The following is a 23,705-nucleotide window of genomic DNA, read 5'->3' on the forward strand; positions in this document are numbered from 1 at the left end:
GGTCAGCAAATTCTTCTAACTCCTTTAATTAAATGAATTTTTTTCAAAAAGGATTTGACGACCTTCGGAGCGCTCTATACTATTCGTCGCACTTGTCGGGCACAGCCTAGCACTGGTTAAGAAGGTGAGGCGGAATCAAGGTTCTGCGACACTGGAAAGCACTTAGTTTGTAGTCCTTTAAGAGTACAGATTAACAAGGCGCCCGTAGCTCAGCTGGATAGAGCATCCGCCTTCTAAGCGGATGGTCGCAGGTTCGAGTCCTGCCGGGTGCGCCATTAGGCAGCTTTGGCACAAGTAACGCGATATGGTGGGCGTAGCTCAGTTGGTAGAGCACGGGATTGTGACTCCCGTTGTCGTGGGTTCGATCCCCATCGTCCACCCCATATTTCGAAAGGCGCCAGATGTAACAGTCTGGCGCCTTTGCTTTAAAGCTTCACCTGCGGATGTGGTGGAATTGGTAGACACACTGGATTTAGGTTCCAGCGCCGCGAGGCGTAAGAGTTCGAGTCTCTTCATCCGCACCAATTAAAGCTTCATTCATGTCTTCGGGCTGGTGAGGTTTCAACAAAGAAGTTGTTTGGCTTTTTTGTTACGCAATATGGTGGGCGTAGCTCAGTTGGTAGAGCACGGGATTGTGACTCCCGTTGTCGTGGGTTCGATCCCCATCGTCCACCCCATATTTCGAAAGGCGCCAGATGTAACAGTCTGGCGCCTTTGCTTTAAAGCTTCACCTGCGGATGTGGTGGAATTGGTAGACACACTGGATTTAGGTTCCAGCGCCGCGAGGCGTAAGAGTTCGAGTCTCTTCATCCGCACCAATTAAAGCTTCATTCATGTCTTCGGGCTGGTGAGGTTTCAACAAAGAAGTTGTTTGGCTTTTTTGTTACGCAATATGGTGGGCGTAGCTCAGTTGGTAGAGCACGGGATTGTGACTCCCGTTGTCGTGGGTTCGATCCCCATCGTCCACCCCATATTTCGAAAGGCGCCAGATTTAACAGTCTGGCGCCTTTTTTGTTTTAGCGGTTCTGAAAACCGGCGATTGTCGGTTTCGGGGCGCAGGGGCAGGGCGCTTCGTCGTATTTATGTTGCTCGATGATGCTGCGCTGCTCGCCGGGCTTGCTTGCAAGAACGGCCGTCAGGGCGTGATTGGCAGTCTCTTCTATATATAGAAGCGGTTGGCGCAGAGCCCTGGCGAGGTTGGTTGTATTCGCCTGTGGGGCGCGCTGCACTAGTGTGGCGGTCCCGATAAAATGCCTGCTGTTTTTTTACCCGTTTTCAGTAGGGTGACTTCTTGAGTTTGACCCACTAGAATGCATGCCCTTGATTCTGGGGTCGGAAACGGCCGGCTAACGTCTGTGCAACGAGGAATATCCATGCAAGTTTCTGTTGAAAATACTACTGCTCTCGAGCGCCGCATGAGCGTCACCGTGCCGGCTGAGCGCATCGAGACTCAGGTCAACAAGCGTCTGCAGCAGACTGCCCAAAAGGCCAAGATTGCTGGCTTCCGTCCAGGCAAAGTGCCAATGAGCGAAATCAAGCGCCGTTTCGGTGCTGATGCTCGCCAGGAAGCTGTAGGCGACGTGATCCAGTCCTCCTTCTACGAAGCTGTGGTTGAGCAGAAGCTGAACCCTGCTGGTTCGCCATCGATCGAGCCCAAGTCGCTCGAAGCTGGCAAGGATCTGGAATACGTTGCTGTATTCGAAGTGTTCCCTGAGTTCACCGTTGCCGGTTTCGAAGGCATCACCGTTGAGCGCCTGAGCGCTGACGTGGCTGACGCTGACCTGGACAAAATGCTCGACATCCTGCGCAAGCAGAACACTCGTTTTGAAGTGGCCGATCGCGCTGCCCAGAACGAAGACCAACTGAACATCGATTTCGTTGGCAAGGTTGACGGCGAAGTCTTCGCTGGTGGCTCCGCCAAAGGCACTCAGCTGGTACTGGGTTCCGGCCGCATGATCCCGGGCTTCGAAGAAGGCCTGGTTGGCGCTAAAGCTGGCGAAGAGCGCGTTCTGAACCTGACCTTCCCTGAGGACTATCAGAACCTGGACCTGGCTGGCAAAGCCGCCGAGTTCACCGTGACCGTCAACACTGTGTCCGAGCCTAAGCTGCCAGAGCTGAACGAAGAGTTCTTCGCTCAATTCGGCATCAAGGAAAGCGGCATCGACGGTTTCCGCACCGAAGTTCGCAAGAACATGGAGCGTGAACTGCGTCAGGCGATCAAATCCAAGGTCAAGAATCAGGTAATGGACGGTCTGCTGGCCACCAACCCGATCGAAGTGCCTAAGGCTCTGCTGTCCAACGAAGTTGACCGTCTGCGCGTGCAGGCTGTTCAGCAGTTCGGCGGCAACATCAAGCCTGATCAGCTGCCGGCCGAGCTGTTCGAAGAGCAAGCCAAGCGCCGCGTTGTGCTGGGTCTGATCGTGGCCGAAGTGGTCAAGCAGTTCGACCTGAAGCCTGACGAAGCTCGCGTTCGCGAAATGATTCAGGAAATGGCTTCGGCTTACCAGGAGCCTGAGCAGGTTGTGTCGTGGTACTACAAGAACGAGCAGCAACTGAACGAAGTGCGTTCGGTTGTGCTGGAAGAACAAGTTGTGGATACTGTTCTGCAGAAAGCTAGTGTGACCGATAAAGCGGTCTCTTACGAAGAAGCAGTCAAGCCGGTAGAAGCTCCAAAAGCCGACTGATTGATTCCGCGTTAAGAAGTACACACCATAAGCCAGCTCTCGAGCTGGCTTATGCGTATTCAAGACATAACTATTTGGGAGCGACTGCAGAGCATGTTCCGTAATTCTTATATTCAGCAGAACTCTGATATCCAGGCCGCCGGCGGCCTGGTCCCGATGGTTGTCGAGCAATCTGCTCGTGGCGAACGCGCCTATGACATCTATTCGCGCCTGCTCAAGGAGCGAGTGATCTTTCTGGTTGGTCCGGTAGAGGACTACATGGCCAACCTGATCTGCGCGCAACTGCTGTTCCTTGAAGCGGAAAACCCGGACAAGGACATCCATCTCTACATCAACTCTCCGGGCGGTTCGGTGACAGCGGGCATGTCGATCTACGACACCATGCAGTTCATCAAGCCGAACGTATCGACCACCTGCATCGGTCAGGCTTGCAGCATGGGCGCGTTCCTGCTGACTGCAGGTGCCCCGGGCAAGCGTTTCTGCCTGCCGAACTCGCGCGTGATGATTCACCAGCCACTGGGCGGTTTCCAGGGCCAGGCGTCGGACATCGAAATCCACGCCAAGGAAATCCTCTTCATTCGCGAGCGTCTGAACACGCTGATGGCCAAGCATAGCGGGCGTACTCTGGAAGAAATCGAGCGCGATACCAATCGCGACAACTTCATGAGTGCAGAAGCTGCGAAGGAATATGGCCTGATCGACGAAGTGATCAACCAGCGCCCAGCTTAAAATAAGCAGCTCAAAATAGGCTTGGTCGGCTTGTCTGATCAGCGGCGGGCTTGAAAAAGCCCGCAATAGCCTTCATCTTGTGTTGCAAGCCTATCGGATTTGGATCGAACGAATGACTGACACCCGCAACGGCGAGGACAACGGCAAGCTGCTCTATTGCTCCTTCTGTGGCAAAAGCCAGCATGAAGTGCGCAAATTGATTGCCGGCCCCTCGGTCTTTATCTGCGACGAGTGCGTCGACCTGTGCAATGACATCATCCGTGAGGAGGTGCAGGAAGCCCAGGCCGAAAGCAGCGCGCATAAATTGCCTTCGCCTAAAGAAATCAGCGGCATCCTTGACCAGTACGTCATTGGTCAGGAACGTGCGAAAAAGGTTTTGGCCGTAGCGGTGTATAACCACTACAAGCGCCTGAACCAGCGTGACAAAAAGGCTGACGACGTCGAACTCGGCAAGAGCAACATCCTGCTGATCGGCCCGACAGGCTCCGGTAAAACCCTGCTGGCCGAAACACTGGCCCGCTTGCTGAACGTTCCGTTCACTATCGCTGACGCAACCACCCTCACCGAGGCGGGTTATGTAGGTGAAGATGTCGAGAACATCATTCAGAAGCTGCTGCAGAAGTGCGATTACGACGTAGAGAAGGCCCAGATGGGTATTGTCTACATCGATGAAATCGACAAGATTTCCCGCAAGTCCGACAACCCGTCGATCACCCGGGATGTTTCCGGTGAAGGCGTGCAGCAGGCCTTGCTCAAGTTGATCGAAGGCACGGTCGCTTCCGTACCGCCGCAAGGTGGCCGCAAGCATCCGCAGCAGGAGTTCCTGCAGGTCGACACCCGTAACATCCTGTTCATCTGCGGTGGTGCGTTCTCCGGTCTGGAAAAGGTTATTCAAAACCGTTCCACCAAGGGCGGCATCGGTTTCAACGCAGAAGTGCGCAGCAAGGAAGAAGGCAAGAAAGTCGGTGAATCCCTGCGTGAAGTCGAGCCTGACGATCTGGTCAAGTTCGGTCTGATCCCGGAATTCGTCGGTCGTCTGCCGGTCCTCGCGACGCTGGACGAACTGGATGAGGCTGCGCTGATGCAGATCCTCACCGAGCCGAAAAATGCTCTGACCAAACAGTATGCCAAGCTGTTCGAGATGGAAGGCGTGGATCTGGAGTTCCGCACAGACGCGCTGAAATCGGTCGCCAAGCGTGCCCTGGAGCGTAAAACCGGTGCCCGTGGCCTGCGTTCGATTCTCGAAGGTGTACTGCTCGACACGATGTATGAAATCCCCTCGCAGTCCGAGGTGAGCAAAGTCGTGATCGATGAAAGCGTGATCGAAGGCAAGTCCAAGCCACTGTATATCTACGAAAACAGTGAGCCGACGGCCAAGGCAGCGCCGGACGCGTAAGCGTCCAGTCTGCTGGAATAAAGAAGGGGCCTTCGGGCCTCTTTTTTTTTATGTCATTTTTTACATCCGCTTTGCGCTTGTTTTTTTTCAAGGCAGCCCCCATCTTGGTTTCAAGCTCAATTCCATCTGATTACGGCCATATGGCCGCCGTAGAGGCGAAATCATGAAGACAACCATCGAATTGCCTCTCCTGCCATTGCGTGATGTCGTGGTTTATCCGCACATGGTTATCCCGCTGTTCGTGGGGCGCGAGAAATCCATCGAAGCCCTCGAGGCCGCGATGACGGGCGACAAGCAGATCCTGCTGCTGGCCCAGAGAAACCCGGCTGACGATGATCCCGGTGAAGACGCTCTCTATCGCGTAGGTACCATCGCCACTGTTCTACAGCTGCTCAAGCTGCCTGACGGCACCGTCAAGGTGCTGGTCGAGGGTGAGCAGCGCGGCACCGTCGAGCGCTTCAGCGAAGTCGACGGCCACTGCCGTGCCGAAGTCTCTTTGATCGAAGAAGTCGACGCTGCCGAGCGCGAATCCGAAGTATTCGTGCGTACACTGCTGTCGCAATTCGAGCAATACGTACAGTTGGGCAAGAAAGTCCCGGCTGAAGTCCTGTCGTCGCTCAACAGCATCGATGAGCCGGGTCGACTGGTCGACACGATGGCAGCGCACATGGCGCTGAAAATCGAGCAGAAGCAGGAAATCCTCGAAATCATCGATTTGTCGGCTCGTGTCGAACACGTTCTGGCTTTGCTGGACGCCGAGATCGACCTGCTGCAAGTCGAAAAACGCATTCGTGGTCGCGTCAAAAAGCAAATGGAGCGCAGTCAGCGCGAGTACTACCTGAATGAGCAGATGAAGGCCATTCAGAAAGAACTCGGCGACAGCGACGAAGGCCACAACGAAATCGAAGACCTGAAAAAGCGTATCGACGCTGCCGGTCTGCCGAAAGACGCGTTGGCCAAAGCCACTGCCGAGCTGAACAAGCTCAAGCAAATGTCACCGATGTCCGCTGAGGCCACCGTGGTGCGCTCGTACATCGACTGGCTGGTGCAGGTGCCGTGGAAGGCTCAGAGCAAGGTACGCCTGGACCTGGCGCGCGCAGAAGACATTCTCGATGCCGATCACTACGGTCTCGAAGAGGTCAAGGAACGTATCCTTGAATACCTCGCCGTGCAAAAACGCGTGAAGAAAATCCGTGGCCCGGTGTTGTGCCTGGTCGGTCCTCCGGGCGTGGGTAAAACCTCGCTGGCCGAGTCGATTGCCCACGCTACCAACCGCAAATTCGTGCGCATGGCCCTCGGTGGCGTGCGTGATGAAGCGGAAATTCGTGGTCACCGCCGGACTTACATCGGTTCGATGCCGGGAAGATTGATTCAAAAGATGACAAAGGTGGGTGTGCGCAACCCGCTGTTCTTGCTCGATGAAATTGACAAAATGGGCAGCGACATGCGTGGCGACCCGGCGTCGGCGTTGCTGGAAGTGCTCGATCCAGAGCAAAACCACAACTTCAACGACCACTATCTGGAAGTCGATTACGACCTATCCGATGTGATGTTCCTGTGCACGTCGAACTCGATGAACATTCCGCCGGCGCTGCTCGACCGGATGGAAGTCATTCGTCTGCCGGGCTACACCGAAGACGAGAAGATTAACATCGCTGTCAAATACCTCTCGCCAAAACAGATCGCCGCTAACGGTCTGAAAAAGGGCGAGTTGGAATTCGACGCTGAAGCGATCCGTGACATCATCCGTTACTACACCCGCGAAGCCGGTGTGCGTGGCCTCGAACGTCAGATCGCCAAGGTTTGCCGCAAAGCGGTCAAAGAGCACGCGATGGAAAAACGCTTCTCGGTGAAAGTGACAGCTGACCTGCTGGAACATTTCCTCGGTGTGCGCAAATTCCGTTATGGTCTGGCCGAGCAACAGGATCAGATCGGTCAGGTGACCGGCCTTGCCTGGACTCAGGTGGGCGGCGAATTGCTGACCATCGAAGCCGCTGTTGTGCCGGGTAAAGGTCAGTTGATCAAGACCGGTTCGCTGGGCGACGTGATGGTCGAATCGATCACTGCCGCGCTCACCGTCGTGCGCAGCCGCGCCAAGAGCCTGGGCATTCCTCTGGACTTCCACGAGAAGCGCGACACGCACATCCACATGCCGGAGGGGGCGACGCCGAAAGACGGCCCTAGCGCCGGTGTAGGCATGTGCACGGCATTGGTGTCGGCATTGACCGGCATTCCGGTGCGCGCTGATGTCGCGATGACGGGCGAGATTACTCTGCGTGGTCAAGTACTGGCGATTGGTGGTCTGAAGGAAAAACTGCTGGCGGCTCACCGCGGCGGAATCAAGATTGTGATTATTCCGGAAGAGAACGTGCGCGATCTGAAGGAGATTCCTGACAATATCAAGCAGGATCTGCAGATTAAACCGGTTAAATGGATTGACGAGGTCCTGCAAATTGCGCTGCAATACGCGCCGGAGCCCTTGCCGGATGTGGCTCCGGAGATAGTTGCCAAGGACGAAAAACGTGAGTCTGACTCTAAGGAAAGAATTAGCACGCATTAATATGCTTTTGCCTGGGGGGCTTCCTTGACAGTTTTTTAGAGCCCTTGTTATAAAGCGGCTCTTAAGTGTCTGTAGGCCATTCAGCACTCGTTTTTGCTTTCACCAAAAAACTTAGAATCATCTCAAAATAGATATAAGGGGACTTAGAGTGAACAAGTCGGAACTGATTGATGCTATCGCTGCATCCGCTGATATCCCGAAAGCTGCTGCTGGCCGTGCGCTGGACGCTGTAATCGAATCCGTCACTGGCGCTCTCAAGGCTGGCGACTCCGTTGTTCTGGTTGGTTTCGGTACTTTCTCCGTGACTGACCGTCCGGCTCGTACCGGTCGTAACCCTCAGACCGGCAAGACTCTGGAAATCCCGGCTGCCAAGAAGCCAGGTTTCAAAGCCGGTAAAGCACTGAAAGAAGCTGTTAACTAAGTTTTCAGGTTTTTACCCATCCGGGTCGGGGTCATGCCTGACTTGGCAGCGGAGCGGTAGAGCAGGTCGCTGAAACAGTGGCCTGTAACGCCGGGATCGAGGGTTCGAGCCCTGTCCGCTCCGCCAGTTACGAGAAGGCGCATCCTCGGATGCGCCTTTCTTCTATCCGGATTCTACCCACGCTCCACGGTTGCCTAATTTTGAAGTTCAACCGTTTCTGGGGGACGCATGCTGCAGAATATCAGGGACAATTCACAAGGCTGGATTGCCAAGACCATTATCGGGGTCATCGTTGCACTGATGGCTCTGACCGGTTTCGACGCCATTTTCCAGGCCACGACTCACAAGAATGAGGCGGCCAAGGTCAACGGTGAAGAAATCAGCCAGAACGAACTGAGCCAGGCCGTTGATATGCAACGCCGTCAGTTGATGCAACAACTGGGCAAGGACTTCGATGCTTCCTTGCTCGACGAGAAAATGCTGCGCGAATCGGCCCTCAAGGGGTTGATCGATCGCAAGCTGCTGCTGCAAGGCGCCGAGCAAGCGAAGTTCGCTTTCTCCGAAGCCGCACTGGACCAAGTGATCCTGCAGACGCCTGAGTTCCAGGTGGACGGCAAGTTCAGCTCCGAGCGTTTCGACCAGGTAATCCGTCAACTGGGTTACAGCCGTATGCAGTTCCGCCAGATGCTGGCTCAGGAAATGCTGATCGGCCAACTGCGTGCCGGCGTGGCAGGCAGCGGTTTCGTCACCGACGCTGAAGTGCTGGCATTTGCCCGTCTGGAAAAACAGACCCGCGATTTCGCCACCCTGAACGTCAAGGCTGACCCGGCAGCGGTCAAACTGACCGACGACGAAGTCAAGGCGTACTACGACGAGCACGCCAAAGAGTTCATGACTCCGGATCAAGTGATCATCGATTACGTAGAACTGAAGAAGTCTTCGTTCTTCGATCAGGTTGCGGTCAAGGACGAAGACCTGCAGGCGGCGTATCAGAAAGAGATCGCCAACCTGTCGGAACAGCGTCGTGCCGCGCACATTCTGATCGAAGTGAACGACAAGACCACCGAAGCTCAGGCCAAGGCGAAGATCGACGAAGTCCAGGCGCGTCTGGCCAAGGGCGAGAAATTCGAGGCGCTGGCCAAAGAGTTCTCGCAGGATCCGGGTTCGGCCAACAATGGCGGTGACCTCGGTTACGCAGGTCCTGGCGTTTATGATCCAGCGTTCGAAAAAGCCTTGTACTCCCTGTCGAAAGACCAGGTGTCCGAGCCGATTCGTACTGACTTCGGTTACCACTTGATCAAGCTGTTGGGTGTGGAAGCGCCTGAAGTGCCGACCCTGGCCAGCCTGAAAGACAAGCTGACTCGCGAGCTGAAAGCCGCGCAGGTCGAGCAGCGTTTCGTCGAGGCGACCAAGCAACTGGAAGACTCGGCGTTCGAAGCGTCTGACCTGGCTCAGCCAGCGGCGGATCTGAAGCTGACCGTGCACACCTCCAAGCCATTCGGCCGTGAAGGTGGCGAAGGTGTTGCGGCCAACCGTGCCGTTGTCACCGCTGCGTTCAGCACTGAAGTGATCGACGAGGGTGCCAACAGCACCGCCATCGAACTGGATCCGGAAACCGTGATCGTGCTGCGCTCCAAGGAGCACCTCAAGCCTGCGCAATTGCCATTGGAAAGCGTGAATGCGGCAATTCGCACGCAGCTGACCAAAGAGCATGCCAGTGCTGCAGCCAAGACCAAGGCCGAGAAGCTGATTGCTGATCTGCGTGACGGCAAGGCGCCGTTGGACAAGGCGGTTGACGGGCAGAACTGGAAAGCTACCGAAGCGGCCACCCGTGGTCAGGAAGGTGTTGATCCGGCGGTGCTGCAAGCGTTGTTCCGTATGCCGAAGCCGGCTGCGAAGGATAAGCCGACGTTCACAAGCGTGACGTTGGCGGATGGCAGTCTGATGATCGTGCGTCTGAATGGCGTTAACGAAGCGGCTGCGCCGACGGATGAAGAGAAGGTTCAGTACCGTCGTTTCCTTGCTTCGCGTGAGGGGCAGCAGGACTTTGCGGCGTATCGCAAGCAGTTGGAAGCTCAGGCTGAGATCAAGCGGTTTTGATGTTTGATTGAGCTTTGATGTGATGTGATGTGAAAGCCCCGGCCTGTATAGGTCGGGGCTTTTTTTTGGGCGTTGGGTCGTGGCGGCCTTTGGGCCGACCATGTTCTTGGGGGTTTTTGGGGTATATCCGTTGCTTCGGGTGTTGCTGCTGGCGGTTTCGCCCTTACGGCGAGGCACTTTTTCCAGACGCCGAAAAAGTACCCAAAAAGGCTTGTCCCAACGTTCGGCCCGCTCGCTGGGGCTCGGGGTTCCTTCGCTCCGGGATTCATCCGGGGGCATCGCCTACGGTTTGCTTCGCTGCACCTCCTCTCGATGTGTTCGACTTCGTCGAACGGTCGCTACGCTCCCACCCCCGGATAAATCCCTCCACTCAGCCTGCCGACGGGACCGGTGGATCAAGATCAAAAGCTGCAGCCGAGCTAACGCTCATCCTGTTGAGTGGGGCGGCTTCGCCGCGTGGGCGGTACACAAATTAACTGTGGGAGCGAGCTTGCTCGCGAAGGCGGCCTGACAGCCGACCAATCTTCTGTCTGATGTACTCAGTTCCACTGTAGGAGCGAGCCTGCTCGCGATGGCGGCCTGCCAGCCGACCAATCTTCTGTCTGATGCACTCAATCCAATTGTGGGAGCGAGCTTGCTCGCGAAGACGGCCTCCCAGTCGGCCAATTTTTTGTCTGATGTACTCAATCCAATTGTGGGAGCGAGCTTGCTCGCGAAGACGGCCTGCCAGCCGACCAATCTTCTGTCTGATGCACTCAATCCAATTGTGGGAGCGAGCTTGCTCGCGAAGACGGCCTCCCAGTCGGCCAATTTTTGTCTGATGTACTCAGTCCAATTGTAGGAGTGAGCCTGCTCGCGATGGCGGCCTGTCAATCGACCGGTTTCCAGTCGTCTGGCCTCAATCCAACAGCTCATTCGGTCTCATTCGGCTCTGGGAAAACCGTGGCTCCGAGCTTTGGTCGTTACTGACAGAGTCAATACCAGCAATCCTGCAACAATCCACGGGAATGCCCCCATCCCAAGGTTGCCCAGCAACAAGCCTCCAACCAAACCACCCCCCGCAATCCCGACATTCCACAGCGTAACCAGCATCGATTGCGCCGTATCGGCGGCCTTTTTCGCAGTTTTCGCCGAGGCGGTTTGCAGCAGCGACGGCATTGCACCAAACGCCAGTCCCCACACAGCGGTGGCGATGTACACCACGCTCGGCGAGTCGCGCCACAGACCCAGTGCTATCGCTGACAACATGAACAACCCGGCACTGATCAACACCAGTTCGCGCAGCCAGCGATCAATCAGGCTGCCGACGATCCACAGGCTCAGCACTGAAGCGAGGCCGAATACCAGTAGAACGCGGTCGACACTCGCATCTAGTCCGGAGGGTTGCAGGAAAGGCGCGATGTAGGTGTACAGCAGATTGTGCGCAACGACGTAAGTGAGGGTGACAAACAATACCGATCGCACGCCCGGCAAGGTAAACACCTCACGCAGCGGCAGGCGGTTTCCCTCGCGTTCTCCGGCGAAGTCCGGTACTTGCCAGCGCACCCAGATCACCAGCACAACGGTCAGCGCGGTCATGATGGCAAAGCTCAAGCGCCACCCGACGAGGGTGCCGAGCAGGGTGCCTGCCGGTATCCCTAATGACAGCGCAAGCGGCGCGCCGAGCATGGCCACGGTAATGGCGCGGCCTTGCAAGTGAGGCGCGACCATTCGGCTTGCGTAACCTGCCAGCAGCGCCCACAGCAACCCGGCAAATACTCCGGCGATAAAGCGTGCGATCAAGGTTAGCCAGTACAGATCCGACAGGGCGGTGATGCTGTTGGCAATGGCAAAGCCACTGATGGCGGTCAGCAGCAGCGGTCTGCGTCGCCAGCCGCGGGTGGCGATCGTCAGCGGTATCGCTGCCAGGATCGAGCCGATCGCGTACAGCGTGACCAATTGCCCGATCAGCGCCTGGGAAACGTTCAGGCCGCTGCTCATTTGTGGTAACAGACCGGCGGGCATGGCTTCGGTCATGACCGTAATGAATCCGGCGGTGGCCAGTGCCAGGAGCGCGGCGAGGGGTAATCGCTCGCGGCGATCTGCGGGTTGTTCAAGTGCGGGGCAACTGAGTTGGGCATCGTTCATGAGCCGGCATCCTTGTGCAGTGTTGACGAGGAGCACAGGGTAGGGCGCTGCACATCGGCGAAAAACGGGTTAAGGTTCCGAACATATCGGACACGGATGTCAGCAATGGGAGGGTGGTATGGATAGCCTGGGCAGTATTTCGGTGTTTGTTCAGGTCGCCGAGACGCGCAGTTTCACTGAGGCTGGCCGGCTGCAAGGGGTGTCATCGTCGGCGGTGGGCAAAAGCATTGCGCGGCTGGAAGCGCGACTGGGCGTGCGTTTGTTTCAGCGCACCACCCGCAGCGTCACGCTGACCAGTGAAGGGGCGCTTTTTCTCGAACGCTGTCGCAAGATCCTCGCGGAAGTCGAGGCGGCGGAGTTCGAACTGTGCGATGCCGCTGCCAAACCCCACGGCAAATTGCGCATCAGCCTGCCGCAGGTGCATGGTTTGGTGATGCCGGTCATGACTGAGTTCCTGGCCTTGTACCCGCAGATCGAGCTGGATCTGGATTTGACCGATCGCATGGTCGATGTGGTTGAAGAAGGTTTCGACGCCGTTATCCGCACCGGCAAGCCGCGGGATTCACGACTGATGGCGCGACCGTTGGGCGAGTTTCACATGGTGCTGGTGGCCAGCCCGGCTTATCTGGCGCAACGCGGTGTGCCGCAGACGCCCGCCGATCTGGCGGCTCACGCGTGCCTTCGGCATACGTTTCATGCCACCGGCAAACTGGAAACCTGGCCGTTTATCCGCGAGGAGGGCGCCGCTGAGCCGACGTTGCCGACCCGCTTGGTCAGCACGTCGATCGAAGCGGTGAGTCATGCGGCGCTGGCCGGTATGGGCATTGCCTGTCTGCCTGATTTCATGACGCGTGAGGCCGAGGCGCAAGGCCGCTTGCATCGGGTGCTCGACGCGCATCTGGAGCACACCGGGCAGTTCTGGGTGCTGTGGCCATCGAGTCGCCACGCCACGGCGAAATTGCGCGTGTTCATCGATCATCTGGCGTTGCGACTTTTTCCCGCAACGCGCGGTCGATAGAGTTGTAACTGCTTTAAGACACTAATCCATGCGCAGCGCGGCAGCGATCTGTTGCACAATACGCCCCGGACTGTTTTCTCTCAGGATGTTCAATGTTGATTTCCACTCCCATGCGTGTAGTCGGGTTGGCGCTGTTGTTGACCGCTGTAGCCGGCTGTTCGAAAGACAAGCCGATGTATGAGCATGAGAACTTCGATGACTCCGGTACGTTTTCGCGCAATTACCCGGTGACCGACTCGGTCAGTTGCGAAGCGGCCCGTCGTGCGTTGCTCAGCCAGGGCTACATCATTACCAGCAGCGACCCGAAACTGGTCAGCGGCCACAAGAGTTTTCAGCAAACCGGCGACACCCACATGGAGATCAGCTTCAACGTGGTCTGCGCCGATGACGGCAGCGCCGGGCACCATGCGACGATGTTCGCCAACGCCTTGCAGGATCGCTACGCGCTGAAGAAAACCAACAACTCGGCCAGTCTCGGCGTGGGTGTGTTGGGTTCGGTGTCGATGCCGATCGGCTCGTCCGACGATTCGATGGTCAAGGTTGCCAGCGAGACGGTGACGTCGCAGAAGTTCTATGAGCGTTTTTTCACGTTAGTGGAATTGTTCCTGCCGGCGGATGCGAAGAAAGCGGCGCATATCGAAGAGAAGCCGAAGGCTGATCTGGGTGTGCCTGAGGTGAAGGCAGCTCCGGCAGCGCTGGCACCTGCACCGACGCCAGCACCTGCGCCCGCCGCAACGCCTGCACCTGCTGCTGAGCCGGCTCCGGCACCTGCCGAGGTCGCGCCAGTGACGTCGGAACCGGTCGCGCCACCCGCAGAGGCGGCGCCGATCACTCCGGCACCAAGCGCTGAGCCGGCACCGGCCACCGAAACCATCACGCCACCGGCCAACCCGGACATCCCGCCGCCATCCGAGCCGATTCCGGCGATGCCTGCGTCCGGCCAATAATCAGCCTGACCCCAAATCCCTGTGGGAGCGAGACTGCTCGCGAAGACGGACTTTCAGTCACCTGTGTGCTGAAGGGGCTGACGCCTTCGCGAGCAAGCTCGCTCCCACAGTGATTTTTGGGTTGCTTTAAATTTCGTTACATTCCCCGGACAAAAGTCCCGCGATAAATTCCTGACCGTCTGCTACGTTTTATTCATGAAGGCCGGGTTTCACTTTTCCTTCACACGAGCACGTTAAGCTCGAGGCACTGGGCATTTGCTCAGGCCCATTCAAGAGAGCAGCAGGGGGATTACGCGATGGATGAATATCAAGAAGAGCTGCTTGAGTACCAGGCCTTTGAACTGGATCAACCCGAGCCCGCCGAAGACGCCACCGAGCTTTAACTCGCAGCCGCTTTTATGCCGTTTTGCGGTGGCTGCGGCGGAATTCGCCGGGGGTCTGACCGCTCCAGCGTTTGAAGGCTCGCTGGAACGCTTCGGCTGAAGCAAAACCCAGCAAGTACGCGATTTCGCCGAAGGCCAGTTCAGTATCGCGGATATACGTCATCGCCAGATCCCGGCGCGTGTCGTTGAGGATCGCGCGAAACTGCGTGCCTTCCTCGGCCAGTTTGCGCCGCAACGTCCAGGTCGGCAGCTTCAGGCGTGCCGCCACTTCTTCCAGGTCGGGTTCCCGGCCACCATTGAGCAACGGTCCTAGTAGCTGAGTAATGCGTTCGCGCAGGCTGCGGGTGCGAGTCAATTGCTCCAGTTCCCGTTCACACAGTTGCAGCAGATGCCGCCAGGTACTCGGGCAATGCTCGGGATTACGCAGTGCGAGGCTGTTGAGGTTCAGGCGCAGTTGATTGCGCTCGGCGCCGAACTGGATCGGGCAATCACCCAGCGCACTGTAGGCCTCTCGGTAATCCGGTTCTTCAAACTCGATCTCGATTCGATCAGCGCGCAGCGGTTCACCGCTGACACTGGAGAGCTGATGCAGCCACCCGGCGATGATTGAGTCCACGACAAAACGGTTATAGGCGTTGTACGGGCTGATCGAATAGAAACGCAGCCACGCGCCATGGGCGTCTTCGTGAAAACTCGACTGGCCGCGATAGTTGGAACCGTACAGCGCCTCGAAACGGATCAGACAGCGCGCGGCTTCGCGCACGGTTGGCGCCTGTGCGGCGGTAACGCCGGCCAGTCCGGCCTGACTAAGGCGACTGAGCTGGCCCATGCGCAGACCCAACGCCGAATTGCCGGTCAACTGAATCGCCGCGTGGCCCAGGCGCATATAGCGCGGAATCGACAAGCGTGCCCCGGCCTCAGCCAGCCGTGCGGCGTCGAGGCCATATTGCTCGAGCAACGGCTGCGGGTCGGCCGCATGACTGCGCACGGCATCGGCGAGGCTGTGCACAAAGCCCACCGACAGATCCCCGAGGCGCATCGGCAGGGGTTTCATGGCTTACAACCAGATGTTCAACAAACGCGCGCCACGGGCCTCGCCATCGGCGAACTGCTGGCCGTTGCTGCTGAGGAAACTCTGACCGGAACTGGCCTTGTCCCAGAACTGCCCGCGCAGGAACACACTGACGCCGGCAGTCGCCCGACTGCTCGGCGGTTGTGCAGTCAGCGTCAGCCGATGCCAGGCTTGTCCTTCGGTGACATCGCCGGGTTTGAGACTGACCGATCCCGGTGTACTTGAACCTTTGTAGCCGCGCCACGGTTGGTTCCACGCACCCTGGCCGAACACTTGCGCCGGCACCGCGACCAATTGCGCGCCTTGCTCGTTGAGTTGGCGGTAGTTGTCCGGATACCAACTGTCGCTGCCAATCAGCACGCCAAGGCGTCCGGCCGGAGTATCGACCACGTTGATCTGGTGTTTGCCTGCGCCTTCGATCACTTCACGCTGATCGAACACCGGGTGCATCTGCCGCTGTGGCTGGCCAAGCGGCACGCCGTCACGGCCGAACACCACGCTGCTGTTGAACAAGGCGCCGCTGCCGGGTTTCAGCCGCCCGTCACGGATGCTCGGTTCCGGCAGCACGATCGAACCGGCCACCAGTGTCACGTGAAACTCCTTGGCCAGGCCGCCGAACAGGGCTTGGTAATCCTTGGCCATCGCCTTGGATTTCATGCGCAGGTACGCGTCGTTGAGGCGATCGCTGCCGTTGGCGCTGAGCCAGGCGCGGGCGAACAACAACGGGTTGCTCGCCGCTAGCCAGTTCATCGCCTCGGCGAGGGACGGCGCTTGATACAGCTCGTCTTTCTCGCCGCTGAGCAGCAGCCAGGTACCGACATTCTCCGGCAGCACTACGACGGTTTTGTCGTTCAGCAGGCCTTGATCCTGCGCTTGCTGCAGATAGGCTGCGAGTTTGCGGTGCAAGCGCTCGGGGCTTTGATAGTCGGTGGGAAACAGCTCGGGCTGGACGCCCAGCAGATTGCCGCGATCGGCGGGAGTGCCCTGATCGACCGCCACTTTTATGCGCAGGTCCGACAGGTAATGCCCCGCCGGCCGGTCCGCTGCCCACATGGCGTAGGTAGTAAGGACAGCCACCAGGGCCATGGAAAACGTCAGGTACAAAAGTTTGCGCATGAAAACCAACAACAACCGGGTACAGGGTGTGGCGCCTAGGGTAGGGCCCATGGCGCTGGTTGCCAAGGGGCGCTGCGCATTTGGATCAATAAGTTGTCAGTTACGGTCATTGAGTGACAGCGATGCGACTCTTAGTCTGTGGCACATGATTGACGGGGGCCGCAGAGCGCCCGCAACTTTTTCCGTGATCGCTCGTTGTGGAGTTACCGATGACCGCCGCTCATTACCCGCACCTGTTGGCCCCGCTGGACCTGGGATTCACCACGCTGCGCAACCGCACCCTGATGGGCTCGATGCACACTGGCCTGGAGGAGAAACCGGGTGGTTTCGAGCGCATGGCGGCGTACTTCGCCGAACGTGCCCGTGGCGGTGTCGGCCTGATGGTCACCGGCGGTATCGGTCCGAACGACGAGGGTGGGGTGTACTCCGGTGCGGCCAAGCTGACCACCGAGGAAGAAGCGCTCAAGCACCGCATTGTCACCCGCGCGGTGCACGAGGCGGGCGGCAAGATCTGCATGCAGATCCTCCACGCCGGGCGTTATGCCTACAGCCCGAAGCAGGTCGCGCCGAGTGCGATCCAGGCGCCGATCAACCCGTTCAAGCCTAAAGAGCTGGACGAAGAAGGCATCGAGAAACAGATCAGCGATTTCGTCACCTGCTCGGTACTGGCGCAGACCGCTGAGTACGACGGTGTCGAGATCATGGGCTCGGAAGGTTATTTCATTAACCAGTTCCTCGCCGCGCACACCAACCACCGCACCGACCGTTGGGGCGGCAGCTACGAAAACCGTATGCGCCTGCCGGTGGAAATCGTTCGCCGAGTACGTGAAGCCGTTGGCCCGAACTTCATCATTATCTTCCGTCTGTCGATGCTCGATCTGGTCGAGGGCGGCAGCACCTGGGACGAGATTGTCACCCTGGCCAAAGCCATCGAGCAGGCCGGTGCGACCATCATCAACACCGGCATCGGCTGGCACGAAGCGCGGATTCCGACCATCGCCACCAAAGTGCCGCGTGCCGCATTCAGCAAGGTCACGGCCAAGCTGCGTGGCTCGGTGAAGATCCCGTTGATCACCACCAACCGCATCAACACCCCGGAAATCGCCGAGCAGATTCTTGCCGAAGGCGATGCCGACATGGTCTCGATGGCGCGGCCGTTCCTCGCCGATCCGGACTTCGTCAACAAGGCTGCTGAAGGTCGCGCGGACGAGATCAACACCTGTATCGGTTGCAACCAGGCGTGCCTCGACCACACCTTTGGCGGCAAGCTCACGAGTTGCCTGGTCAACCCGCGTGCCTGCCACGAAACCGAACTCAACTACTTGCCGGCGCAACAGATCAAGAAGATTGCCGTGGTGGGCGCTGGCCCTGCGGGTCTGTCTGCCGCGACCGTGGCGGCCGAGCGTGGCCATCAGGTGACCTTGTTCGATTCGGCCAGCGAAATCGGTGGCCAGTTCAACATCGCCAAACGCGTGCCGGGCAAGGAAGAGTTCTTCGAAACCTTGCGTTACTTCAAGCGCAAGCTGCAGACCACTAACGTTGAGGTGTGCCTGAACACCCGCGTCGATGTGGCGAAACTGGTTGAAGGCGGTTATGACGAGATCATCCTCGCCACCGGTATTGCGCCGCGTGTGCCGGCAATTCCGGGTGTCGACAACGCCAAGGTGCTGAGCTATCTGGACGTGATCCTTGAGCGCAAACCGGTTGGCAAACGCGTGGCGGTGATCGGTGCTGGCGGCATCGGTTTCGACGTCTCGGAGTTCCTTGTTCACGAAGGCGTAGCGACCAGTCAGGATCGTGCCGCATTCTGGAAAGAGTGGGGCATCGATACGCAACTCGAAGCCCGTGGTGGCGTGGCGGGTATCAAAGCCGCACCGCATGCGCCGGCCCGCGAAGTGTTCCTGTTGCAGCGCAAGAAAACCAAGGTTGGCGATGGCTTGGGCAAAACCACCGGCTGGATTCACCGTACCGGTCTGAAAAACAAGCAGGTGCAGATGCTCAACAGCGTCGAATACCTGAGCATTGATGACCAAGGCCTGCACATTCGTATTGGCGAAACCGGCGAGCCGCAAGTGCTGGCGGTGGACAACATTGTGATTTGCGCGGGGCAGGATCCGCTGCGTGAATTGCACGACGGCCTGGTTGAAGCGGGGCAGAACGTGCACCTGATCGGTGGTGCCGATGTCGCGGCCGAGCTGGATGCAAAGCGTGCGATCAACCAAGGCTCGCGTCTGGCGGCTGAGCTCTAAGCTCCACCGCTGAACCTGTGGGAGCGAGCTTGCTCGCGAAGGCGTGGTGTCAGTCGACATATGTATTGGCTGATACTCCGCTTTCGCGAGCAAGCTCGCTCCCACAGGATTTGTGCACACCGCAAACCTTGTGAGCCTGCTCGCGATGGCGGCTTGTGAGCGACTAGAATGCCGGCTCTGTCCAGATCGAATCGCCGCCCATGCTTTTGCCTCCCTCCGATTGGCTACCCCAAGCCCCCCTCGAACACCTTCATCTGGACTGGCTCGCAACAGCCGGCATTGAAGTCGCCCTCCTGCGCCTCGACCAGATCGACCCGCTGATCAGCGGCAACAAATGGTTCAAACTCGTCGAACACCTCAAAGCCGCCGATCGCGCGGGTGCGGAGGGCATCATCAGCCTCGGTGGTGCTCACTCCAATCATCTGCACGCGTTGGCGGCGGCGGGGAAACGGCTGGGCTTCCAAACCGTGGGGCTGCTGCGGGGACATGCGCAGGAAACACCGACCGTCCAGGATCTGCAGGCGTTCGGCATGCAGTTGCATTGGTTGGGTTACGGCGGCTATCGCGCGCGCAATGAGCCGGAATTCTGGGCGCCTTGGTATGAGCAGTATCCGCAGTTGCATGCAGTGCCTGAGGGTGGCGGCGGTTTAATGGGGGCACTTGGTTGCGCGGCCATCAAAGAACAGGCGCAAGCGCAATTGCACACACTGGGCTGGAGCGACTATCACGCTTGGTGGCTGGCTTGCGGGACCGGGACGACACTCGCCGGGCTGGTTCTCGCCGAGGCGGGTGCGCACCCGGTCTATGGCGCGTTGGCAGTCCCTGAGGATCACGGCGTGGCGCCGCAGGTCGAGTCGATCATGCAGTCAGCCGGACTGGCCACTGCCGACTATGAGCTGATCGACGCCAGCCGTGGCGGTTTCGCCAAGGTTGATCCGGCGTTGCTTGAGTTCATCGAACAAACCGAGCAGGCCAGCGGCGTGCCTCTGGAGCCGCTGTACACCGGCAAGGCATTGCTGGCGCTAAAGCAGCAAGTCGAGGCGGGCAGATTCGCAGCTGGCACGCGGTTGATCTTCATTCATACCGGTGGTTTACAGGGGCGGCGCGGTTTTATCGCCAGCCCCTGACGTTCAACCGCGCTTGGGCATCATCCGTAGCAGGGTGTTATCGCGCACCACATAATGGTGATAGATCCCCGCCAGCGCATGTAGCCCGATCAGCCAGTAGCCAATCGTGGCAATGAGCACATGCCAGCCCTCAACCTGTTTGGCGAAATCCTTGTTCTCCGCGACCAGCAGCGGCAGATCAAAACCATAGAACATCACCTGATGCCCTTCGGCGCTGGTAATCAGCCAGCCAAGGATCGGCATGCTGATCATGAACAGGTACAACGCCCAGTGCATCAGCCGCGCCAGCACGGTTTGCCATTGCGGCGAGGCGGGGAAGATTTTCGGCGCCGGGCCAATGCTGCGCGCGAGCAGGCGAAACCACACCAGCACAAACACGGTCAGGCCGAGCATGTAATGCACTTCGCGGATCAGCGTGCGCCCGCCGCTGCCTTTGGGAAATAGCCCACGCAACTCCATGCTGGCGTACACCAGCACCAACAACACCAGCATCAGCCAGTGCAACAGGACCGATACGGTGCTGTAACGCGATTCTGAGCTTGTCCACGGCATAAGAAATTCCTCGGGATCAGAGTGCAATCAGGCCGTCGTCACGGCACTTATTTCACTGTAAACCTGCCGGGATGTTTTTGCCCGGAGCTCGTGATGTTTTTTGCAAGAAAGAAAAGTGTTCAATGCCCGGTTTTGATTAGGTTGTTACTTAAAGCTCAGGTTTGTATGTGGTCTTGCCGGGCGTAACTTTGTGTTGTTTATATCTTGTGTTTTGTTTTGGTTTGAATGGTTTGTTCTGGGTGGTTATTGTCAGGTCGAATCTTTATTGAGTTATTGAAGATTAAAAATATATTTCCCAAGTTGAGTATTAATATGAAAAGACCGATTTCGAAACCTCGCCCTACTACTACAACACCAAAGCCAGCAGTTCCAACCAGGCCGGTTGTGCCGACCAAACCGGTAGCACCGACCAAGCCAGTGGCGCCGACCAAACCGGTAGCACCGACCAAGCCAGTGGCGCCGACCAAACCGGTAGCACCGACCAAGCCAGTGGCACCGACCAAACCGGTAGCGCCGACTAAGCCAGTGGCGCCTTCCCAACCTGTGGCACCGACCAAACCAGTGCGTCCGACCAGTCCTGCCACGCCGACCGAGGCCAAACGGCCGCCAATGCCGTGGCCGACCATCAACGTCAACGTCGATCCGGTGGCATTGATAGCGCTAATCCAGACACTCGGTGCGACAGTCAATGTCGATAGGTCGACCACACTGCCTGACGGTAGTGTGATCGACGCCGATAGAACTTCAATCAAGCGTCCCGATGGCATCATTCAATATGAAGATGGCCGGGTAGAGTATCCGGACGGGCGAATCATCTGGCCGGATAATACCGTTGAATATCCGGATGGACGTATTGTTTGGGAAGATGGAACTGAACAGTTGCCGGATGGAAGTATTAAACATCCCGATGGCCTGGCGTACGATGCAGAGGGCAATCTTGTTTCGGAGTAATTGATTGCCGAGCGTTGTCCTGGGTATATACAGCGCAAAAAAACACCGCTGATTGTCATGCATCAGCGGTGTTTTCGTTTTCTGCCTCAAGCGTTTTGCGGCATCTCACCGTTGGCCAGGCGCTTGTTGATGTCGGCAATCACTTCCGGCAGATCGGTGATGGTGTCGATCATGTAGTGCGGGCGCGAGCCTTCGAACAGCGCGTGAATACGCTTGCGTTCGCTGGCCAGCTCATCGCTGCCCAAAGCACGGAAACCGGCGTAATCCAGGCCCAGCGCATTGCCCGAGCAGATCAGCGCAACCGTCCACATCCCGGCGCGGCGGCCTTCAAGTATGCCCGGCACGGTGTCGTCGATCTTCACGCACGCCGCGACATCGTCGATGCCCAGCGCGATCACGTTGGCCAGCGCCTGAGCCGGCCACGGGCGGCCGTTCGGTACTTCGTCAGTGGCAACCACGTGGTCAGCGACGTAGCCGTTGCTGGCGGCCAGTTCGACGACCTTGTCCATCACTTGCTTCGGGTAGCCGGAGCAGGAGCCGATCTTGATGCCTTGCTGGCGCAGGTTGGCGATGGTTTCCAGCGCGCCGGGAATCAGCGCCGAATGCTCGGCGATCTTCTCGATCTGCAGCGGCATGAAGCGGTTGTAGATCGCGGTGACGTCGTCATCGGTCGGCGTGCGGCCGAACGCCTTGCGATAACGCTCGGCCACTTGCGGCTGATCGCAGAGCGTGCGGATGTGATCCCACTTGCCCATCCCCATCGGGCCACGGGCTTCTTCGATGGAGACCTGCACGTCGAACTCGGCGAAGGCTTCGACGAAGATCTGCGTCGGTGCGAAAGAACCGAAATCGACCACGGTGCCGGCCCAGTCGAGGATCGCGGCTTGCAGCTTGTTTGGGTTTTCGTAGTTCATGGCAATTAAATTCCTGATTAGGCAATGCAATTCAAAAATGTGGGAGCGAGCCTGCTCGCGAAGGCGTCGTGTCAGTCGACATCTATGTTGTATGTGCGACCGCTTTCGCGAGCAGGCTCGCTCCCACAGGGATCGTGGTGATTCAGATTTCGAGGACTTCCATCTCGCGCAGCACTTCGCCGACCGCCGCTACGGCTTCGCGCATTTGCGCCGGGCTGACATGGCCGATACAGCCGACGCGGAAGGTTTCGACCTGAGTGAGCTTGCCCGGATAAAGGATGTAACCCTTGGCCTTGACCCGTTCGTAGAAGTCCTTGAACTGATAACGCGGATCTTGCGGCGCATGGAACGTGGCAATGATCGGCGCCTGAATCGCCGCCGGCAGGAAACTGCGCAAACCGAGTTTGCCCATCTCTTCCATCAATGCCTGGCAGTTGCCGGCGTAACGCGCATGCCGCGCCGGCAAGCCACCTTCTTCGTTGTATTGCAGCAGCGCTTCGTGCAGCGCCGCGACCACGTGAGTCGGCGGGGTGAAGCGCCATTGGCCGGTTTTCATCATGTAGGCGTGCTGGTCGTACAGGTCCATCGCCAGCGAATGCGAATTGCCAGCGGCAGCGGCCAGCGCCTCTTTACGTGCGAAGACAAAACCCATCCCCGGTACGCCTTCCAGGCATTTGCCGGACGCGGCGATCAGCGCGTCGAACGGCACTTGTTGCGCATCCACCGGCAGTGCGCCGAAGGAGCTCATGGCGTCAATGATCAGGCGTTTGCCGTGTTGCGCTACGACCTGGGCAATCTCCGGCAGCGGATTGAGAATCCCGGTGCTGGTTTCGCAGTGGATCAGCGCGACGTGAGTGATGTCGCTGTCGGCGCGCAGCAGGCGGTCGACGTCGGCGGCGGTGGTCGGTTCGTCTTCAGCCGTTTCAAAAGTGCTGAACGAGCGGCCGAGCACTTCGCAAATCTTCGCCAGACGCTTGCCGTAGGCGCCGTTGATCAGCACCAGCACTTTGCCGTCACGTGGCACCAGGGTGCCGATCGCCGCTTCAACAGCGAAGGTGCCGCTGCCCTGCAATGGCACGCAGTGGTGAGTGGCGGCGCCGTTGAGGATCGCCAGCAATTGTTCGCACAGGCTGGCGGTCAGTTGGTTGAAGCGGTCATCCCATGACCCCCAGTCGACCATCATCGCCTGGCGGGTGCGGGCCGAAGTGGTCAACGGGCCGGGAGTGAGCAGGATGGGTTCGGCGATACTCATTCGTGTGTCCTCGGATTGCGCTGTGGGATGAAGCTACGGGGCATACGTTGCAATTCGCCGTTGCATCAATCAAATTGTTTGTTGTTATGCCAGCCATCAGCGAGAGT

General features: G+C 58.2%; 17 protein-coding genes and 6 tRNA genes. 17 read left to right on the forward strand and 6 right to left on the reverse strand.

Annotated elements, in window-relative coordinates:
- The first annotated feature begins 198 nt into the window (after window positions 1-198).
- The 12 genes from F8N44_RS25625 (at window position 199) to F8N44_RS25680 (ending at window position 9,890) form a co-directional block, all read left to right on the forward strand.
- A tRNA-Arg gene (locus F8N44_RS25625) sits at window positions 199-275 on the forward strand.
- A gap of 32 nt (window positions 276-307) precedes the next feature.
- Window positions 308-383 (forward strand) — tRNA-His (locus F8N44_RS25630).
- 56 nt (window positions 384-439) lie between these two features.
- A tRNA-Leu gene (locus F8N44_RS25635) sits at window positions 440-524 on the forward strand.
- A gap of 77 nt (window positions 525-601) precedes the next feature.
- Window positions 602-677: transfer RNA gene (locus F8N44_RS25640), tRNA-His, on the forward strand.
- 56 nt (window positions 678-733) lie between these two features.
- Window positions 734-818, forward strand: a tRNA-Leu gene (locus F8N44_RS25645).
- Between the two features lie 77 nt (window positions 819-895).
- Window positions 896-971 (forward strand) — tRNA-His (locus tag F8N44_RS25650).
- A gap of 402 nt (window positions 972-1,373) precedes the next feature.
- On the forward strand, window positions 1,374-2,684 hold the full coding sequence (tig, locus tag F8N44_RS25655; protein ID WP_150652261.1) for a trigger factor: 1,311 nt from the start codon (window positions 1,374-1,376) through the stop codon (window positions 2,682-2,684).
- Window positions 2,685-2,777: 93 nt separating this feature from the next.
- Entirely contained in the window at window positions 2,778-3,413 is a 636-nt protein-coding gene (gene clpP / locus F8N44_RS25660) for an ATP-dependent Clp endopeptidase proteolytic subunit ClpP (protein ID WP_007951559.1), read from the forward strand.
- Between the two features lie 112 nt (window positions 3,414-3,525).
- Complete coding sequence (gene clpX, locus F8N44_RS25665) at window positions 3,526-4,809, forward strand: ATP-dependent Clp protease ATP-binding subunit ClpX (RefSeq protein ID WP_003223632.1); 1,284 nt, start codon at window positions 3,526-3,528, stop codon at window positions 4,807-4,809.
- Between the two features lie 163 nt (window positions 4,810-4,972).
- The gene (lon, locus tag F8N44_RS25670; protein ID WP_016986884.1) at window positions 4,973-7,369 is read left to right on the forward strand and encodes an endopeptidase La; all 2,397 of its coding nucleotides are present in this window, start codon (window positions 4,973-4,975) and stop codon (window positions 7,367-7,369) included.
- Between the two features lie 148 nt (window positions 7,370-7,517).
- A complete protein-coding gene (locus F8N44_RS25675) occupies window positions 7,518-7,790 on the forward strand; it encodes an HU family DNA-binding protein (protein ID WP_003183171.1) in 273 nt (90 codons plus the stop codon).
- A 228-nt stretch (window positions 7,791-8,018) separates the two neighbouring features.
- Window positions 8,019-9,890: a SurA N-terminal domain-containing protein gene (locus F8N44_RS25680; RefSeq protein WP_150652262.1), complete on the forward strand. Its 1,872-nt coding sequence runs from the start codon at window positions 8,019-8,021 to the stop codon at window positions 9,888-9,890.
- A 921-nt stretch (window positions 9,891-10,811) separates the two neighbouring features.
- Here F8N44_RS25680 and F8N44_RS25685 read toward each other — a convergent pair.
- Window positions 10,812-12,017 (reverse strand): MFS transporter, encoded by a 1,206-nt coding sequence (locus F8N44_RS25685; protein WP_150652263.1) that lies wholly within the window; start codon window positions 12,015-12,017, stop codon window positions 10,812-10,814.
- Window positions 12,018-12,135: 118 nt separating this feature from the next.
- Between F8N44_RS25685 and F8N44_RS25690 the strand changes: the two genes are divergently transcribed.
- Together F8N44_RS25690 and F8N44_RS25695 are read left to right on the forward strand one after the other, a co-directional pair.
- The gene (locus F8N44_RS25690; protein WP_150652264.1) at window positions 12,136-13,035 is read left to right on the forward strand and encodes a LysR family transcriptional regulator; all 900 of its coding nucleotides are present in this window, start codon (window positions 12,136-12,138) and stop codon (window positions 13,033-13,035) included.
- Window positions 13,036-13,127: 92 nt separating this feature from the next.
- Window positions 13,128-13,982 carry a DUF2242 domain-containing protein gene (locus F8N44_RS25695; protein ID WP_150652265.1) on the forward strand — a complete coding sequence of 285 codons (855 nt, stop codon included), beginning with the start codon at window positions 13,128-13,130 and terminating at the stop codon, window positions 13,980-13,982.
- 396 nt (window positions 13,983-14,378) lie between these two features.
- Here the strand turns inward: F8N44_RS25695 and F8N44_RS25700 are convergent, their stop codons facing one another.
- Both F8N44_RS25700 and F8N44_RS25705 read right to left on the reverse strand, forming a co-directional pair.
- Window positions 14,379-15,419 carry an AraC family transcriptional regulator gene (locus F8N44_RS25700; RefSeq protein ID WP_150652266.1) on the reverse strand — a complete coding sequence of 347 codons (1,041 nt, stop codon included), beginning with the start codon at window positions 15,417-15,419 and terminating at the stop codon, window positions 14,379-14,381.
- Between the two features lie 3 nt (window positions 15,420-15,422).
- The gene (locus tag F8N44_RS25705) at window positions 15,423-16,553 is read right to left on the reverse strand and encodes a carbon-nitrogen hydrolase family protein (RefSeq protein ID WP_150652267.1); all 1,131 of its coding nucleotides are present in this window, start codon (window positions 16,551-16,553) and stop codon (window positions 15,423-15,425) included.
- Window positions 16,554-16,762: 209 nt separating this feature from the next.
- Between F8N44_RS25705 and F8N44_RS25710 the strand changes: the two genes are divergently transcribed.
- Window positions 16,763-18,802 carry an NADPH-dependent 2,4-dienoyl-CoA reductase gene (locus tag F8N44_RS25710; RefSeq protein WP_150652268.1) on the forward strand — a complete coding sequence of 680 codons (2,040 nt, stop codon included), beginning with the start codon at window positions 16,763-16,765 and terminating at the stop codon, window positions 18,800-18,802.
- Between the two features lie 200 nt (window positions 18,803-19,002).
- Window positions 19,003-19,929, forward strand: coding sequence for a 1-aminocyclopropane-1-carboxylate deaminase/D-cysteine desulfhydrase (locus tag F8N44_RS25720; protein WP_150652269.1), 927 nt, complete (start codon window positions 19,003-19,005; stop codon window positions 19,927-19,929).
- Between the two features lie 3 nt (window positions 19,930-19,932).
- On the opposite strand, the gene F8N44_RS25725 is transcribed toward F8N44_RS25720, so the two are convergent.
- The gene (locus F8N44_RS25725; protein WP_038362764.1) at window positions 19,933-20,481 is read right to left on the reverse strand and encodes a cytochrome b; all 549 of its coding nucleotides are present in this window, start codon (window positions 20,479-20,481) and stop codon (window positions 19,933-19,935) included.
- A 384-nt stretch (window positions 20,482-20,865) separates the two neighbouring features.
- Here F8N44_RS25725 and F8N44_RS32050 point away from each other — a divergent pair, with 384 nt between their 5' ends.
- Window positions 20,866-21,432 (forward strand): hypothetical protein, encoded by a 567-nt coding sequence (locus tag F8N44_RS32050; protein WP_263597112.1) that lies wholly within the window; start codon window positions 20,866-20,868, stop codon window positions 21,430-21,432.
- 86 nt (window positions 21,433-21,518) lie between these two features.
- Here the strand turns inward: F8N44_RS32050 and phnX are convergent, their stop codons facing one another.
- Together phnX and F8N44_RS25740 are read right to left on the reverse strand one after the other, a co-directional pair.
- Window positions 21,519-22,346: a phosphonoacetaldehyde hydrolase gene (gene phnX / locus F8N44_RS25735; protein ID WP_127929002.1), complete on the reverse strand. Its 828-nt coding sequence runs from the start codon at window positions 22,344-22,346 to the stop codon at window positions 21,519-21,521.
- Between the two features lie 142 nt (window positions 22,347-22,488).
- Window positions 22,489-23,598, reverse strand: a complete 1,110-nt coding sequence (locus F8N44_RS25740) for a 2-aminoethylphosphonate--pyruvate transaminase (RefSeq protein WP_150652271.1) — start codon at window positions 23,596-23,598, stop codon at window positions 22,489-22,491.
- Between the last annotated feature and the right edge of the window lie 107 nt (window positions 23,599-23,705).

Source organism: Pseudomonas fluorescens (assembly GCF_902497745.1).
In the GTDB taxonomy this organism is placed as follows: Bacteria; Pseudomonadota; Gammaproteobacteria; order Pseudomonadales; family Pseudomonadaceae; genus Aquipseudomonas; species Aquipseudomonas fluorescens_BM.